General features: G+C 41.1%; 12 protein-coding genes. All 12 read left to right on the forward strand.

Annotated elements, in window-relative coordinates; translation table 11 throughout:
- The first annotated feature begins 20 nt into the window (after window positions 1-20).
- The 12 genes from ACFFGV_RS06920 to opp4A all read left to right on the forward strand — a co-directional run bounded on the left by ACFFGV_RS06920 (window position 21) and on the right by opp4A (window position 17068).
- On the forward strand, window positions 21-2123 hold the full coding sequence (locus ACFFGV_RS06920) for an RNA degradosome polyphosphate kinase (protein ID WP_377345982.1): 2103 nt from the start codon (window positions 21-23) through the stop codon (window positions 2121-2123).
- Between the two features lie 210 nt (window positions 2124-2333).
- A complete protein-coding gene (locus ACFFGV_RS06925) occupies window positions 2334-5201 on the forward strand; it encodes a 2-oxoglutarate dehydrogenase E1 component (RefSeq protein WP_377346470.1) in 2868 nt (955 codons plus the stop codon).
- Entirely contained in the window at window positions 5188-6504 is a 1317-nt protein-coding gene (odhB, locus tag ACFFGV_RS06930) for a 2-oxoglutarate dehydrogenase complex dihydrolipoyllysine-residue succinyltransferase (RefSeq protein ID WP_377345985.1), read from the forward strand. Before ACFFGV_RS06925 ends, odhB begins: the two co-directional genes overlap by 14 nt.
- 192 nt (window positions 6505-6696) lie before the next feature.
- Window positions 6697-6993, forward strand: a complete 297-nt coding sequence (locus ACFFGV_RS06935) for a hypothetical protein (protein ID WP_377345987.1) — start codon at window positions 6697-6699, stop codon at window positions 6991-6993.
- Window positions 6994-7026: 33 nt separating this feature from the next.
- A complete protein-coding gene (gene yidC / locus ACFFGV_RS06940) occupies window positions 7027-7803 on the forward strand; it encodes a membrane protein insertase YidC (RefSeq protein ID WP_377345989.1) in 777 nt (258 codons plus the stop codon).
- Between the two features lie 238 nt (window positions 7804-8041).
- Complete coding sequence (gene yhbH, locus ACFFGV_RS06945) at window positions 8042-9202, forward strand: sporulation protein YhbH (RefSeq protein ID WP_377345992.1); 1161 nt, start codon at window positions 8042-8044, stop codon at window positions 9200-9202.
- 122 nt (window positions 9203-9324) lie between these two features.
- The gene (locus ACFFGV_RS06950; RefSeq protein WP_377345994.1) at window positions 9325-10848 is read left to right on the forward strand and encodes a spore germination protein; all 1524 of its coding nucleotides are present in this window, start codon (window positions 9325-9327) and stop codon (window positions 10846-10848) included.
- Window positions 10838-11938: a GerAB/ArcD/ProY family transporter gene (locus ACFFGV_RS06955; RefSeq protein ID WP_377345996.1), complete on the forward strand. Its 1101-nt coding sequence runs from the start codon at window positions 10838-10840 to the stop codon at window positions 11936-11938. The genes ACFFGV_RS06950 and ACFFGV_RS06955 overlap by 11 nt, the downstream gene beginning before the upstream one ends.
- Before the next feature lies 1 nt (window position 11939).
- Window positions 11940-13067 (forward strand): Ger(x)C family spore germination protein, encoded by a 1128-nt coding sequence (locus tag ACFFGV_RS06960; protein ID WP_377345999.1) that lies wholly within the window; start codon window positions 11940-11942, stop codon window positions 13065-13067.
- Between the two features lie 230 nt (window positions 13068-13297).
- Window positions 13298-14323 carry an ABC transporter ATP-binding protein gene (locus ACFFGV_RS06965; protein WP_377346002.1) on the forward strand — a complete coding sequence of 342 codons (1026 nt, stop codon included), beginning with the start codon at window positions 13298-13300 and terminating at the stop codon, window positions 14321-14323.
- A complete protein-coding gene (locus tag ACFFGV_RS06970) occupies window positions 14320-15306 on the forward strand; it encodes an ABC transporter ATP-binding protein (protein WP_377346004.1) in 987 nt (328 codons plus the stop codon). Before ACFFGV_RS06965 ends, ACFFGV_RS06970 begins: the two co-directional genes overlap by 4 nt.
- 37 nt (window positions 15307-15343) lie before the next feature.
- Window positions 15344-17068: an oligopeptide ABC transporter substrate-binding protein gene (gene opp4A / locus ACFFGV_RS06975; protein ID WP_377346006.1), complete on the forward strand. Its 1725-nt coding sequence runs from the start codon at window positions 15344-15346 to the stop codon at window positions 17066-17068.
- The last annotated feature ends 6 nt before the right edge of the window (window positions 17069-17074 follow it).

The following is a 17074-nucleotide window of genomic DNA, read 5'->3' on the forward strand; positions in this document are numbered from 1 at the left end:
AAGGGGTTAGGAGGAACCATATGAGCCAGACAAACGATTTAGGAAACCCTCGATATTATAATAACCGAGAGCTTAGCTGGTTAGCATTTAATGAACGTGTTCTGCAGGAGGCTTTGGATAAACGGAATCCTTTACTAGAACGATTTAAATTTCTAGCTATATTCAGCTCCAATTTAGATGAATTTTTTATGGTTCGTGTGGCAGGGTTAAAAGACCAAGTAAAAGCGGGCTTTAATAAACCTGAAAATAAAGCTGGCCTAACGCCAAAAGAGCAACTTTCAAAAATATCTGAGAAAAATCATAAACTAGTCGATATGCAATATTCTGCGTATCAGCATGTGTTGTTACCAATGTTAGAAGATGAAAATATCTCATTTGTAACCATTGATGAGCTTAATCTAGACAAACAAAGAGTCATGGAGCAATATTTCGATGAGCAAATTTTCCCCGTTTTAACTCCTATGGCTGTCGATGCATATCGTCCCTTTCCCATGCTATTAAACAAAAGTATTAACCTAGCAGTTGTGTTAGAGGACGAATTTGACGAAGAAGACAATGAAATCAAGACTGCAATTGTTCAAGTCCCTGCGGTGCTTGACAGGTACATTGAAATCGAAACGGAACAAGAAGACGAGAAGCGGTTTATTATGCTGGAGGAGGTCATTAGTCACTTTATCCAAAAGCTCTTCACAGGCTATCGTGTGCAGTCAGTGACTGAATTCCGGATTACAAGAAATGCAGATATGACCATTCATGAGGAAGGGGCGCGCGATCTCCTGAAAGAGATTGAGAAGGAACTGAAGAAGCGTAAATGGGGAGCGGCAGTACGGCTGGAAATCAAACAGGGGAAATATGACCCTAAAGTCTTGGAATTCCTTCTGAGCGTACTGGAAATCCATCGTAAGGACGTCTATGAGATTGAAGGCCCATTAGACTTAACCTTCTTATTTGGCTTTCATAAAGAACTAGCACCTTTCCGTGAGAATTTAATCTATGAAGGACTCATTCCGCAGCCACCGAAGGATATCGGGTCAAACGAGGATCTACTGCAATTAGCTGCAGAACGTGATATTTTCCTTCACCATCCGTATGAATCGTTTCAGCCTGTACTCGATTTTGTACTGGACGCAGCAGACGATCCTGACGTACTCGCCATAAAGCAAACCCTCTATCGTGTTAGTGGTGATTCTCCAGTAATTGATGGGTTAAAGCGGGCGGCAGAGCAGGGTAAACAAGTAACCGTTCTGGTAGAATTAAAAGCACGCTTTGATGAAGAGAATAACGTCCAGTGGGCTAAAGAATTAGAAAAAGCAGGCTGCCATGTTATTTACGGCATGAATTTCTTGAAAACGCATAGTAAAATCACATTGGTCGTCCGGCGCAGGAAGCACCGCATTGAACGATTTGTTCATCTTGGTACCGGAAACTACAATGATCAAACAGCTAAATTATACACGGATATGGGAATCATAACGTCTAATCGTGAGTTTGGAGTAGATGCGACGAACTTCTTTAATTATTTAAGTGGATATACGGAAAAGCCTTCGTTCCATCATGTTTCTATGTCGCCTTTTGAAATCAAAAACGATTTCCTTAAGTACATGGATGATGAAATGGAGTGTCACAGGCAATATGGGAATGGGCATATTATAGCTAAGATGAATTCCTTGACGGATAAAAACTTAATTATGAAGATGTATGAGGCCTCCTGTGCAGGTGTGAAGATTGATTTAATTGTTCGTGGTATTTGCTGTTTACGCCCTGGTATTGAGGGTGTCAGTGAGAATATTCGTGTTCAGAGCATTGTAGGCAGATTTTTAGAGCATAGCCGCATTTTCTACTTTCACAATAATGGAAAGGGAAATCTTTACTTGTCTTCTGCGGATATGATGACTCGAAATATGGAGAAACGGGTTGAACTGCTCTTCCCTATTTTTGACAGGGATATTAAAGACCGTCTCTACAACATTTTACAAATTATGCTGAATGACAACATGAAGGCTAGAGTGCAGGATGAGCATGGAAATTACCATTATGTGAAGAAACAGGACGAAGATAAAGAAATTGATAGTCAGATGGAATTGTTCAGCATGGCGTATACCGTTAAAGAAGATGAAGAGTAAATATCTTGATAATGAAAGTACAAATGTACAGAAAACCTGTATATTTGTACTTTTTTTCTTAATTAATATAAATTTTTGTATTTTCTATAAAAAAACTAGGGTAAAGTAGTTGAAGAGTGAAAAGGAAAAAAATTATAATAGTAGATGAGTTTGCAAACGGTTACTTCGAAGAAAGCGAACTTCTATTGGAGGTAGTAAATCGTGTCGAATATGAACATTGGTTCTAAAGAGAATATTTGGGAACAGTTTCATGGACCAAATATGGGGTACATTGAAGAGCAGTATGATTTGTATTTAGAAGACCCGGCAAGGGTTGATGCATCTCTTAAAGAGATGTTTGACACATATGGAGCTCCGGATTGGCTTAAATCTGATGGTGGCGGACAGACCACCACACCACAGGGGGCATCTGCTAACGATGTAAAGAAGGTTACTTCTGCTATGAAGCTGGTAGAAGCTATCCGTCGTGATGGCCATATGGAAGCTGATATATATGCAATTCCACCGCAGGAGGATCGTTATTCTCCGCTATTGGATCCAAAGACGTATGGTTTATCGGAAGAGGATTTAAAATCAATCCCAGCTAGCTGGATTTGGGAGGAAGCACCAGCTAGTGTACAGGACGGCTTAGAGGTCGTTCATGAATTGAAGGAGAAATATGCTGGTAAGATATCCTTCGAAGTGGACCACGTCCACAATGATGCAGAAAGAGAATGGATACAAGATAAGATTGAAACAGGATCCTATCGTGTTTCTCTCGATGGAAACGCTAAGAAACAATTACTACAAGAATTGACCGAAGTGGAAGGCTTTGAACATTTTCTTGCCAAAACGTTTGTAGCACAGAAGCGTTTCTCCATTGAAGGTCTGGATGTAATGGTGCCTATGTTAAACCATATGGTACAGAAGGCGAATGCGGAAAAAACGAAGAATATTATGATGGGAATGGCTCACCGCGGGCGTTTGAATGTATTAGCCCATATTTTAGGGAAACCATATGATAATATCTTCTCCGAATTCCATCATGCGCCTAACAAGGAGCTTGTTCCTTCCGAAGGATCTATGGGAATTAACTACGGATGGACAGGTGACGTTAAATATCACTTTGGTGCTAGTCGTGAATTAAAGAATGGTCAAGAAGAAGAGCATTCCACTAAGGTAACACTTGCCCACAACCCTTCTCACCTTGAATTTGTTGATCCAGTTGTAGAAGGCTTTACAAGGGCTGCTCAGGATGATAGAAGCGAGCGTGGGGAAGTTGTCCAGGATACTAGTAAAGCGTTCTCTATATTAATTCATGGAGATGCAGCGTTTCCTGGAGAAGGCGTAGTTGCAGAGACACTGAACATGAGTGACTTGCCTGGCTACCGTTCCGGCGGTTCCATCCATATTATTGCGAATAACCTGCTCGGGTTTACAACCGGTCAGAGTGACGGCCGCTCTACTCGTTATGCTAGTGACCTTGCAAAGGGATACGAGATTCCAATCGTGCACGTGAACGCCGATGACCCTGAAGCATGTCTATCAGCTGTGCAGCTTGCCTATGAGTATCGTCAGAAGTTTCATAAGGACTTCCTGATTGATTTAGTAGGATATCGCCGATATGGTCACAATGAAATGGATGAGCCTAGATCCACACAGCCATACTTATATAAAGCAATTGATAATCATCCAACTGTAGCGAATGTGTATAAGGACCAGCTGATAGCACAGCAAGTTATAGGAGACGATGATTTCACGCAAATTAAAGAAGATGTCGATAAGAAGCTTCGTGATATTTATGAAAATATGAAGGAAAACGAAGCAGGCGAACGAGAAGTAGAGAAGCTTCCAGAGGCAGTGGAAAGCACGTTGGAAGATATCGAAACAGCAGTACCGCTAGAAGAACTAAAGCAATTAAACAAAGGATTGCTGGAACGTCCAGATAACTTTAACGTATTTAAAAAGCTAGAAAAAATCTTACAACGCCGCGAAAATGCGCTGGAAGAAGGCAACAAAGTAGATTGGGCTTTAGGAGAGTCATTGGCTTTTGCTTCCATTTTAGCGGATGGGAAACCGATTCGTTTAACAGGTCAGGATAGTGAACGTGGAACTTTTGCCCATCGTCATCTCGTACTGCACGATGTGGAAAATGGTTCGACCTACTGCCCTATGCATGGACTAGAACAAGCGAAAGCATCCTTCTCGATTCATAACAGCCCGTTAAATGAAACAGGTGTTATCGGCTTTGAATATGGATATAGTGTCGAAGCTCCAGAAGCTCTTGTATTATGGGAAGCACAATACGGAGACTTCGCAAATGCCGGACAGGTTATTATTGACCAATTCATCTCTGCAGGCAGAGCAAAATGGGGAGAAAAATCAAGCCTTGTTATGCTCCTTCCACATGGATATGAAGGGCAAGGGCCAGAGCATTCCAGTGCCCGTTTAGAGCGCTATTTGACGTTAAGCGCTGAGCATAACTGGACAGTTGCCAATGTTACGTCATCTGCTCAATACTTCCACCTGCTTCGCCGTCAGGCAGCGATTGGAGGAAAGGATGAAGCTCGACCTCTTGTACTCATGACGCCGAAAAGTCTAATCCGTAATCAGCGTGTTGCCTCAGATGGGAAGTGGTTGAGCGAAGGAAAGTTCGAGCCATTAGTAGAACAGCCTGGTCTTGGCAAAAATGAAGAAGCGGTAACCCGTGTAGTAATCGGCAGCGGTAAGGTTATGGTTGATTTAGAGGATGCTATTGATAATGCGAAAGATGCAGACTGGGATTGGCTGCATATTTTACGAGCAGAACAAATTTATCCATTCCCAGAAGAGAAATTACAATCTATTCTGGAGAGATTCCCTAACTTAGAAGAAGTAATGTGGATCCAGGAAGAGCCGAGAAATATGGGAGCCTGGGATTTTGTCAAAGAAATCCTGCATGACATTGTAAAAGATAATAACGAATTAGGTTATATTGGTCGTCCACATCGCTCCTCACCTGCTGTAGGAGAACCAAACATTCATAAAACAGAACAAAACAGAATCATCCATGAAGCATTGAAGCTATCTAAAGGAGGAGATTCCAATGAAGGAAATTAAAGTACCAGAACTCGCCGAATCCATCACAGAAGGAACGATTGCCGAATGGCTCGTTAAAGAAGGGGAAGCTGTTAAAAAAGGGGACCCGATTTTAGAGCTGGAAACGGATAAAGTAAACGTTGAAGTAAACTCCGATTATGACGGCGTCCTTTCTGAAATCTTAAAGCAAGAAGGAGAAGACGTGGAAGTTGGAGACTCCATTGCCAAAGTAGATGAAAATGGCGAAGCAGGTGCGTCCTCCAACGAGCAGCAAGATAATGCAGCAGAGGAAGAGCCGAAGGAAGAAGCTCCAAAGGAAGAACCAAAAGCTGCAGAACAGGAATCAAAAGGGGACGATTCTTCTGCATTACAGGAGGAATCTAAAGCGAAAGATCCAAGTGGAGATTCTGTTGCTTCTCCTGCCGCGCGTAAACGTGCAAGAGAGCTAGGTATTGACTTGAGCGATATTTATCCGAAAGACCCGCTAGGCAGAATTCGCCCAGAAGACGTAGATGCGCATGCTAAACAATCTCAGCAAGAGAAGTCTAAATCGGAACCAAAGGCCGAGAAACCAAAATCCGATAAGAAAAAAGATAAAGATGCTGAGAAAACAGAATTTGATAAGCCAGTAGACAGAGAGAAAATGTCTCGTCGTCGTCAAACCATCTCCAAGCGTCTAGTAGAAGCGCAGCAAACGGCTGCAATGCTGACTACCTTCAACGAAGTAGACATGACAGCTGTGATGGAGCTTCGGAAAGAACGTAAGGATGATTTCCAGAAAAAGCACGATGTGAAGCTAGGATTCATGTCCTTCTTTACAAAAGCGGTTATTGGTGCATTGAAGGAATTCCCACTTCTTAATGCTGAGATTCAAGGCGATGAAGTCGTTAAGAAACTCTTCTATGATATTGGTATTGCCGTTTCTACAGAAGAAGGACTCGTCGTACCAGTCGTACGTGATGCAGATCGCCTTGGCTTTGCAGGAATTGAAAAAGAAATCGGCCGTCTTGGTAAAAAGGCTCAAAACAAAGAATTATCCTTAGATGAGCTGCAAGGTGGCTCCTTCACTATTACTAATGGCGGAATCTTTGGTTCTATGCTTTCTACACCAATTCTTAATACACCACAAGTTGGTATCTTAGGAATGCACAGCATCCAAAAACGTGCCATGGTAATGCCAGATGACTCTATTGAGGTTCGCCCAATGATGTACATCGCATTATCCTACGATCACAGAATTGTCGACGGTAAAGAAGCCGTACAATTCCTAGTTCGCATTAAAGAAATGCTAGAAGACCCATACAACCTATTATTAGAAGGATAAGCGCCCTTGAACCTCTCTGACAATTGTCAGAGAGGTTTTTTTGGATTAAGTATGGTGGTAGGGTAGTTGAGCATGACGGTAATCCCTTCTGTTGTATTTTATAGGTACTAGGTTTAGAATGAATCAATAGAAACCTTTTGCCTGTTGTATCGTAGAAGGTTATAGACGACACGTGATAAGGAGAAGGCATTCATGAATATGCTGCTAGAATATATACTGGATTTTGATTTAGTAAGTGATCCCTGGCTATATTCATTTTACGTGAGCCTGTTTCTTTCTATTGCCTTAAATCGTGTATTCATTTCCCTCATAAATGGTACTTCGAGCTGGATGACGAATCAGTGGGACATACGAAGTCACCAATCGTTCCAAGTGTCTGGTGAGATGAATAGGATGGAATCCGCCAATCATATCGTGAGCTGGATTCATAAGACAATTAAGAAGCAGGAGAGCTCATCAGACGGTGATTATTACCTCATTATTCAATAAGCATGACGAATTGAATAATGAGGAGGACTATAAATGAAACGTTATATGCAGTTGCTTACGTTGTTTTTGATTTCTGTTTTTGTGCTTGCTGGTTGCTCAACACAGCCTGGGGAAGGGGACGGATTCTTTTCTAGATTATTTGTCCAGCCTTTTGCTAATGCAATACAATTTATTGCGGAAGGGCTGGGAGGCAATTATGGCATAGCGATTATTTTGGTTACGTTGATTATTCGCCTTATTCTAATGCCGCTTATGCTGAATATGTATAAAAAGCAGCAGGATATGAAGGGGAAAATGGCCGCGATTAAGCCGGAGATGGATGATGTTCAAAAACGGATGAAGGAAGCGAGCAGCAAAGAAGAACAGCAGAAAATCCAGCAAGAGATGATGGGTCTTTATCAGAAGCATGGTGTAAACCCGTTGAATATGGGCTGCCTCCCTATGCTGCTTCAAATGCCTATCCTTATGGGATTTTTCTATGCGATACGAGGTTCTGAAGAAATCGCTACCCATTCGTTCCTTTGGTTTGATCTTGGTCAGCCTGATATGATGCTGGCAATCATTGCTGGTGGTTTGTATTTTGTCCAGTATCGCCTGTCTCTTGTGGGAGTACCAGAGGACCAACAAAAACAGATGAAAATGATGGGGCTGTTATCGCCGGTTATGATTTTCATTATTTCTATACCTGCACCGGCTGCGCTTCCGCTATACTGGGCGGTCGGGGGAATATTTCTGATTTTCCAGACGTGGTTAGGGAAAAAATTATATCCGTCTCAGCCAGCAACTACTAGTTCTATTTCAACTTCATAGTGTGTACAATAGTACAAATCAGAAACCGGGCAGTTTAAAGGCCCGGTTTTTTGTTTCCGTAGAGACGGTCATGAAGAGTCAATCAATGAATTATTACTAGGTAAAACTAGCATTCCATCGAAGTTTGTCCCTCGTTTTAGGACAGGAATGTATGCTTTTTATTTAATTATCAGAATTTTTAATCAAAATGACAATCTCTGCATAGTATAAGAGTAAATACTATTTAGGAGGGGTAAGGATGAGTAGTTCGAAAAGCTTTGTTATTTCTGAAGAAAACTGGTCCCTCCATCGTAAAGGTTATGATGACCAGCAACGACATCAGGAAAAAGTACAAGATGCTATTAAAAATCAACTGCCGGACTTGATTTCTGAAGAAAGTATTATTATGTCGAATGGTAAAGATGTTGTGAAGATTCCGATTCGGTCTTTAGATGAATATAAGATTAGATATAACTATGACAAGAATAAGCATGTGGGCCAGGGTCAGGGTGATAGTGAGATTGGAGATGTAATTGCGAAGGATGGTTCGCCTCAGAAAGCCTCTGGTAAAGGATCAAAGCCAGGAGATAAAGCTGGGGAAGACTATTATGAGGCAGATGTCTCTATTGCTGAGCTGGAGGAAGCATTGTTTTCTCAATTAGAGCTTCCAAACCTGCAGGAGAAAGAAAAGGATAACATTATTATTACCGATGTGGAATTTAACGACATTCGTAAAACAGGCTTACAGGGTAACATTGATAAGAAACGAACAATGCTGGAAGCTTTTAAGCGAAATGCCATGGCTGGGGATGCTACCTTTAACCCTATTTATCCTGAGGATATCCGCTACAAGACGTGGAATAATGTAATTAAACCGGAATCCAAAGCAGTCGTGTTAGCAATGATGGATACGTCAGGTTCCATGGGAGTTTGGGAAAAGTATATGAGTCGTAGTTTCTTCTTCTGGATGACGCGATTCCTCCGTACCAAATATGAGACAGTAGATATTGAATTTATTGCACACCATACGGAAGCAAAGGTTGTATCAGAGGAAGATTTCTTCTCCAAAGGGGAGAGCGGCGGTACTATTTGCTCTTCTGCATACAAGAAAGCATTAGACCTGATCGATTCCAAGTATCACCCGGAGCGCTACAATATTTACCCGTTCCATTTTTCAGATGGAGACAATTTAACATCCGATAACAAGCGTTGTGTGAAATATGTGGATGAATTAATGGATCTATCCAGTATGTTTGGATACGGAGAGGTAAACCAATACAATCGTCATTCTACGCTAATGACGGCCTATAAGAAAATTGATGACCCAAGGTTCAGGCACTTCGTTCTTCGCAGAAAGGCAGACGTCTTTTATGCAATGAAGCATTTCTTCCATCAGGATAAAGCGATGATGCCAGCTTAATCTGAAAGCTCTCCCTTTTAAGGAGAGCTTTTTTCTATGTCTTTTTATTGGAGTATAGAATGAGAATGTATCTTACGGTAAACAATATAAGGAAAACCATTTATTGGATTGGGGGAAATGACATGAGAGTGCTTAATAAGTTATTTCCGAAGCGAAAGAATAAATACCTTCCTTATATGCGTGAGGAACATGAGCATACACATATGGTCGAAGCGACTAAATCTCTAAAAAAAAATATTGATCTGATTATGGCTGAGCTGCACTACTCAGAAGATATAAAAATCATCTTTCTGGAGCATAGCCATAAGGCAGTGGTGTATATAGAATCTCTTGTGGATCAGGAGAAGATGCAAAACAAACTCTTTATCCCTCAGTCGAATTACGATACCCATCATTTAGGTCGGCTGCCTAATACCCGTCACAGTGAGGATATTAATGAAGTGATTTATGCTTTATTGAGTGGAAGTGCTGTTTATATAGAGGACGGGGAGAAGAGAATGGCGATTTTCACCGTAACCTCCTCTCATAATCGAAAAATTCAAGAACCTGATTCTGAGAAAGTTCTTCGAGGTGCTCACGAAGGGTTCATTGAGAGCATAATGGTTAACATAAACCTAGTGCGGAAGCGAATTCAAAATCGTGATTTAGTTGTGAAATATTATCGTATAGGCAAGAAGATGAATTCCAATATGGCTGTAATGTATATGGATGGTATTGCTTCTCCAAAAAATATCAAAGAGCTGGAAAGGCGTTTAAAGGCTATCTCTATGGACGCTGTTCTCAGTCCCGGTTTTTTAGAGGAGCTCATAGAGGATAATAGTATGTCTCCTTTTCCGCAAATGTTAAATACAGAAAGACCAGATTCTGTTGCTGCAAACATTATGGAAGGTCGGATTGGGGTGTTTCTGGAAGGGAGCTCTACTTGTTTAATCCTCCCAGTTACGTTTTTTGCCTTTTATCAATCACCAGATGATTATAATAGTCGGTGGATCTCTAGTACCTTTGTGCGGCTGCTTCGGTTAATGAGCTTCATTATTGCTATTGGACTACCTTCCTTTTATATTGCAGTGGTTGGATTTCACTTTGAGGTGATTCCAGATCCTCTCGTTATTCCTATTAAAAGCAGTATCAATAATATCGCCTATCCACCGATTTTAGAGGCATTGGTGATGGTTGTCATTATTGAATTAATTAGGGAATCAGGGATACGGCTGCCTAGTCCTATTGGTCAGACCATTGGGATTGTCGGAGGTCTCGTTATTGGGGATGCAGTGGTTCGAGCGGGTTTGGTGTCGAACTTAATGATTATTATAGTGGCTCTGACAGCTATAGCCTCCTTTGTCGTTCCATCAAATGAATTAAGTAATGCCTTAAGACTATTGACGTTCCCTTTAATCCTGCTTGCCTCAACGCTTGGTTTTTTAGGGATAGTGTTTGGCTTTCTCTTCCTGCTGATTCATCTTATCAAACTGAAATCCTTTGGGACAGCTTATCTTGCCCCTGTTGCCCCTTTTCGGGCGAGAGACGTGATGGATACCTTTATTCGACTTCCTTTGTTCTTAATGAATAAGCGGCCTAAGGATGCAGCACCTATGAAAGAAGACACAGGCGGCCGCTCCAGGGAGTGGAAGAAGAATGAACGCTAATCAGGAAAAGATATCTAGGAATCAGCTGTTTTTTGTCATTGTTCAAACCCAAATTGGAGTAGGTGTCCTTTCCTTGCCCTATGATCTTCATATGGAAGCAAAGCAGGATGGTTGGATTTCTTTACTTATTGCAGGCATTATTATTCAAATTCTCATCATTCTCTTCTGGTTATTATCAAGTCGCTTTCCTACAAGTAATTATTTTGAGATTATTCAAAGGGTGTTAGGAAAATTCCTTGGGAAAGGTTTAGTGTTTATTTACTGTATCTATTTCCTTGGTGTAATCCTGCTAATTTTATTGCTATACGCGAAGATTATTAATGCCTGGCTTCTCCCGAGAACTCCATTGTGGATTACCTCTCTGCTCATGTTGTCGGTTAGTGTATATTTGGCAAAAGATCAGCTTCGTATTATAGCAAGAGTATATACATTCGTTTCTCTCCTTTTAGGACTCTTGATTGCCTTTCTTCTTTTTGCAATACAGGACAGCCAGCTTATGTACATCTTCCCTGTGGGGGACGCAAGCCTTCAAGAATTAGGGGGAGGAGTGATTAAAGCGAGTATATCTCTTTTAGGCTATTTCATTATACTGGTCGCCTACCCTTATACAGAAGGTACAGCTCCCCAACGTTTAAAAACCATATCATATGCCAACTTGTTTGTAGTGCTGTTCTATGCATTTACGGTTATTGTTTCTTATACGTATTTTGGCACGAAGGAAATAGAGTATATTACTGAACCTGTGCTTTATTTGTTAAAAGCATTTGAGATGTCCTTTATTACAAGAATTGATATGTTCTTCTTATCCATCTGGATTGTATCTGTAGCAACCTCTGTCACTACTTATTTGTATATAGCAGGTCTCGGACTGGCTAATATTTTTAATCAACCTTCTCATGAGCATTTCACAATCATCGTAGGAGTTGTTATGTTCTTTATTACTACTGGATTAGGAGTGAAATATACGACTATTCAAAGCGTTAACTCTATCTTATCTAATGCAGGACTCGTTGCCTCCGTAGGGGTACCGCTGATAATTCTCTTCCTATCCTTTTTGTTAAACAAGAAAGATCGACAGGAGAGTGGTTAATATGAACACTAGGTTACTTCTTGTTCTTTCCTCATGCTGTATGCTTGTTCTATCTGGATGCTGGGACCAACGGCAGTTTAAAAGTTTGAAAATCGTACTGGCAGCTTCCTTTGATACTTCAGAGGAGAAGAATATCCGTGCTACTGTCGTTATCCCTACTGTAGAGGCTGGAATGGAGGGCCCAGGTCAAGAATATATACAAGTTGTTTCAGCTGATGGGAATTCAACAAGAGAAACAAGGTCTAAAATAGACGAAATGATTTCCAAGCAATTTGATGGTTCAAAAATTCGTGTCATTGCCTTTGGAGAAGAATTAGCGAAGCAGGGAATTGCTCCTGTGTTGGATGTGATTTACCGGGATCCGCGAAGCAATTTGAACGCGAAGGTGATTATGTTCAACGGAAAAGGGGAGGATATGCTGAAGATACGCATTGATCATGAGCCTAGAATTAGCGGATATATTAATGGCTTGATTGATGGTCAGATTAGCTCCTCCCAGGCTCCTAAGGAAAATTTGCAGCTGATGAGAGCGGAACTGCTGGAACCAGGTGAAGATTTTACCTTACCTGTTTTGACTAAGAATTCAGAGGAGGATACACTGCAGTTTATCGGGCTTGCCCTGTTTCACGAAGACAAATTTAGCGGAACAATTTTATCCGATGACGAATCCACCCTATTAATGTTATTGAAAGGCAAGAAGGGGAAGCATGCACGGCTGACGAAACCGATAGCTCAAGAGAAACAGAATCGTCCTGAGAATTATATAACGATGGCTGTTAATAAAGTGAAGAGAGACCTTGAGATCCATACGGATAATCCGGAAAAAATAGCTGTGGATATTACCTTAGATTTACAAACCGATATTACAGAATCTCCAGGAATGGATTTTGTCGAAACGAAGAAAATAAAACAAGTAGAAAAGGACTTCGGGAAAGAGCTGGAGAAAGAATATAAAGAGCTGACCAAGAAGCTTATTGAAGCGAATAGTGATGTATTAGGCATTGGGCGAAGAGTAAAGGCTTATCATAATGAAACTTGGGAGAAAGTAAAGTGGAATGAGGTGTATCCAGAGATAACGTTTAACGTTAATGTGAACATTGGAGTTGAACAGCATGGAATCATTAACTAATTCAATAAGCTATACTATTAAAGGTTCATCAATGAAATGATGAACCTTTTGTTCGTTCATAAAGGCTGCTAAGACTACAATGTTACATTCCGATTACAATTATGCTGGAATATAAGTGAAAATAAAACATATTTGTAAAAATATATTGACTTAATTTACAATAATAGGCTACTATATAGAAGAATTCAGAATATTAGTAAAAATACAATAAATACATATGAGGTGGGCTCATGGAAAGAAAGTATGTTTCAAAGGATCAAGCTTCTTTGCTGGAAGTGAGAAAACTAGAGACGGCTTTTCGAATTGAGGGTAAGGATTATAACGCTGTAGATCAGGTATCCTTTCAGGTCAAGCCTGGCAAAGTAATAGGGGTGGTAGGGGAGTCTGGCTGTGGAAAAAGTGTTATGTCTTTATCGATCATGGGTCTCTTGCCAAAAGGTGCAGGGAGAGTCAAAGGCGGGGAAATCTTATTTGACGGAAAACAGCTAGACCAACTGTCGAATCAGCAAATGAACAAGATAAGAGGCAAGGATATAACGATGATTTTCCAAGAGCCTATGACATCGTTAAATCCGGTCTTTACCATTGGATATCAATTAGAGGAAGTGCTGCACAACCACTTTACCATTACAAAAAAGGAAGCAAGGAATAAAGTAATTCAGCTGCTTGCTGCCGTAGGCATATCAAGACCGGAGAAGGTAGTTCTGGATTACCCTCATCAATTATCAGGAGGGATGAGGCAGCGCGTGATGATTGCGATGGCGATTGCGTGTCAGCCAAAGCTTCTTATCGCAGATGAACCGACCACCGCGTTGGATGTAACTGTACAAGCTCAAATATTAGAGCTTTTAAAGGATATTCAACGAAAAAATAATATGTCCATCATTTTAATTACCCACGACCTTGGAGTTGTATCAGAAACGTGTGATGAAGTGCTGGTTATGTATGCTGGAAGAATTGTCGAAAGAACGACGGTTAGAAATTTGTTCGATAAGCCTCTTCATCCATATACGGAGTTATTGATGGGTGCTATCCCGAAAATGGAGGAAACGGTTGATACGTTAGAGACGATAGAAGGGATTGTGCCCTCCTTAACTAACATGCCGGAAACAGGCTGTCGCTTTGCTAATCGGTGTCCGAAAGCAATGGAGGCTTGCTCTGATATAACCCCTGTATTAGCTGAAGAAAAAAGCAATCATGAAGTAGCTTGCTTGCTCTATGAATCTAGTAAGCCGAGAGGCGGTGTTACATTGTGAGCAGAGCAGTTATAGAAAAGCTTCTGGAGGTAGATAGGCTGCAAATGCATTTTCCTGTTAAGGGAGGTTTTTTCAGAAGAACTATAGGTACGGTAAAGGCAGTGGACAATGTCTCCTTTGCTATTCACAAAGGAGAGACACTTGGGTTAGTAGGTGAATCGGGGTGTGGTAAGTCAACTACTGGCCGGTCTATATTGCGCCTGCTTGAGCCGACTGGTGGAAGTATTATGTATGATGGGGAAGAAATTACGCATGTCAAAGGAAAGAGACTTCACGAAATAAGACAGGACATTCAAATGGTATTTCAGGATCCATATGCATCGCTTAATCCAATGCAAATGGTAGGAAATATTATTGGGGAGCCTCTGCAAAACTACCATAAGTATCGAAATCAGCATGATAGAAAGAGGGAGATAATGGATTTATTGCAACGAGTAGGACTCCCAGAGGATGCATACTACAAATATGCCCATGAATTCTCAGGAGGTCAGCGGCAGCGTGTTGGAATCGCAAGAGCTCTTGCGTTAAAGCCAAAGCTGATCATTGCTGACGAGCCTGTATCTGCTCTAGACGTTTCCGTTCAGTCACAGGTACTGAACCTTTTGAAGGAGCTCCAAGCAGAATTTGAGTTAACCTATTTGTTCATTGCCCATGACTTAAGTGTTGTAAAGCATATGAGTGACCGGGTGGGCGTAATGTATCTTGGTCATATTGTAGAGATAGCAGACAAGCATGCTATTTATGATAATCCACTTCATCCTTATACAGAGGCTCTTATTTCAGCGGTACCTAATCCAGCTGATAAGGGGAGGAAAAGAGAGCGGATAGTATTGGAAGGAGATTTGCCAAGTCCGGAAAACCCTCCAATTGGCTGTCCCTTTCATACAAGATGTCCAAAGGCGATGGAGCATTGTGTTACGACGAAACCTGCATTAAAGGAGGTGAAGCCAGGACAGCATGTCGCATGTTTTCTTTATGAATAATCATTCATTCCATTAATGAAACAGGGGGAATTCCTTAATGAAACACCGTAATGTGTATTGGTTTTTAACCTTGGTATTGATGCTGTCGTTGTTATTAGCTGCGTGTAGTAGTGGAGAGGATACGGAGGCACAAACAGATGCTGACGAAGGTGAAACAGAGGAAGAGGCAACAAAGGAGCCAGTTGATGGCGGAACATTAACGTATGGAATTGACTCTGAGCCGGAAGGAATATTAAATATTCATTTCTATGGATCTGCAGTCGATGACGAAATCCTTGGGTTTATGGTTGATCCACTCATTGAATACGATGAAAATTTAGAACCAGAACCACACCTTGCTACATGGGAAACAGAAGATAACAAAGTATTTACCTTTACATTTGAAGAAGGCGTTAAATGGCATGATGGCGACGAGTTGACGGTTCATGACTGGGTGTTTGCTATCGAGACGCTAGCACATCCTGATTACGATGGCCCTCGATATACTAACGTACAAACCATTGAAGGGGCAGAAGCTTTCAACAAAGGAGAAGCGGACAGCATTTCCGGACTTGAAGTTGTTAATGATTATGAGATAAAGGTGACATTCGATCAGGCTCGGGTTAATAACCTTGTAAATGTATGGGCCTATCCGATGCATGAAGATTATTGGAAAGATGTTCCTGTGAAAGATATGCTGAAAGACGAAAAGTCACGAACAAAGTCAATGGGTACAGGTCCATTTAAAATGGGCAACGTAGTACCTGGTGAGTCCTATGAGCTCATTGCCAATGAAGACTATTGGAAGGGCGCACCTAAGCTAGATAAGGTAATTGTGAAGGTTATTGATAACAAAACCGTTTCCGGTGCACTACAAAACGGTGAAATTGATATGATCAGTGTCCATCCGACACTTGGAGAAGAAATTGAGAAGCTGGATGGAGTGAACCTTGTCACGTACCCAGGTCTCTCTTATTATTATGTAGGCTTTAAATTTGGGAAATTCGATAATGAGAAGAAGGAAATAGCTTCGAAAAATGATAAATACGATGATTTGAAGCTGCGTCAGGCTATGTACCATGCTATTAATCGTCAAGAGTGGATTGATGCATTCTTTGGTGGGTATGGAAGTCCTGTCAATGCCCCGGTTCCTACTTCCCATTGGATTGCTGCTGATGAGAGTGATTTGACAAATTATGAATACGATCCAGAAAAAGCAAAAACGTTACTAGACGAGGCTGGATTTGAGGATACAAACGGAGATGGCTTCCGTGAGAATCCAGATGGGGAGGAGTTTGTGGTGAATTTCTCTCACTATGCAACAACTAATCCGACATTTGAATCCCGGGCGAAAGCATTAACTCAATATTGGAACGATATTGGTCTGCAAACAGATCTTCAAATGATTGAAGCATCGTTATATTATGACAAAGTGGAAAAAGACAGCGATGATATTGAAGTATTTTTTGGTGGATGGAGTACTGGTTCTGATCCAGATCCAACAGGATTATGGAGTTCAGAAACACTTTGGAACTATACTCGCTATGATAACGAGAAGAGTGATGAGCTATTAGCACAAGCTCTCGACGTAGAAGTAGTGGGCGATGATCAAGAGAAGCGTAAAGACATCTACACAGAATGGCAGCAGCTTCTAAACGAAGAGCTTCCGATGCTTTATATCGGAGAGCTTCAAGAGCTGGTTGGAATGAATGAGCGTGTAGGTGGCGTCAAGTACGATGTATCGGAAAATAATAATCCGAATGAATGGTATATAACGGAGTAAATCAAT

Source organism: Pontibacillus salicampi, assembly GCF_042434395.1.
Taxonomy (GTDB): domain Bacteria; phylum Bacillota; class Bacilli; order Bacillales; family BH030062; genus Pontibacillus; species Pontibacillus salicampi.

Coding starts and splice junctions, on each gene's coding strand:
- ACFFGV_RS06965 (WP_377346002.1), top strand. CDS start 13,298: ATGGAAAGAAAGTATGTTTCAAAGGATCAAGCTTCTTTGCTGGAAGTG.
- ACFFGV_RS06925 (WP_377346470.1), top strand. CDS start 2,334: ATGAACATTGGTTCTAAAGAGAATATTTGGGAACAGTTTCATGGACCA.
- ACFFGV_RS06920 (WP_377345982.1), top strand. CDS start 21: ATGAGCCAGACAAACGATTTAGGAAACCCTCGATATTATAATAACCGA.
- odhB (WP_377345985.1), top strand. CDS start 5,188: ATGAAGGAAATTAAAGTACCAGAACTCGCCGAATCCATCACAGAAGGA.
- yhbH (WP_377345992.1), top strand. CDS start 8,042: ATGAGTAGTTCGAAAAGCTTTGTTATTTCTGAAGAAAACTGGTCCCTC.
- opp4A (WP_377346006.1), top strand. CDS start 15,344: ATGAAACACCGTAATGTGTATTGGTTTTTAACCTTGGTATTGATGCTG.
- ACFFGV_RS06950 (WP_377345994.1), top strand. CDS start 9,325: ATGAGAGTGCTTAATAAGTTATTTCCGAAGCGAAAGAATAAATACCTT.
- ACFFGV_RS06955 (WP_377345996.1), top strand. CDS start 10,838: ATGAACGCTAATCAGGAAAAGATATCTAGGAATCAGCTGTTTTTTGTC.
- ACFFGV_RS06960 (WP_377345999.1), top strand. CDS start 11,940: ATGAACACTAGGTTACTTCTTGTTCTTTCCTCATGCTGTATGCTTGTT.
- yidC (WP_377345989.1), top strand. CDS start 7,027: ATGAAACGTTATATGCAGTTGCTTACGTTGTTTTTGATTTCTGTTTTT.
- ACFFGV_RS06935 (WP_377345987.1), top strand. CDS start 6,697: ATGAATATGCTGCTAGAATATATACTGGATTTTGATTTAGTAAGTGAT.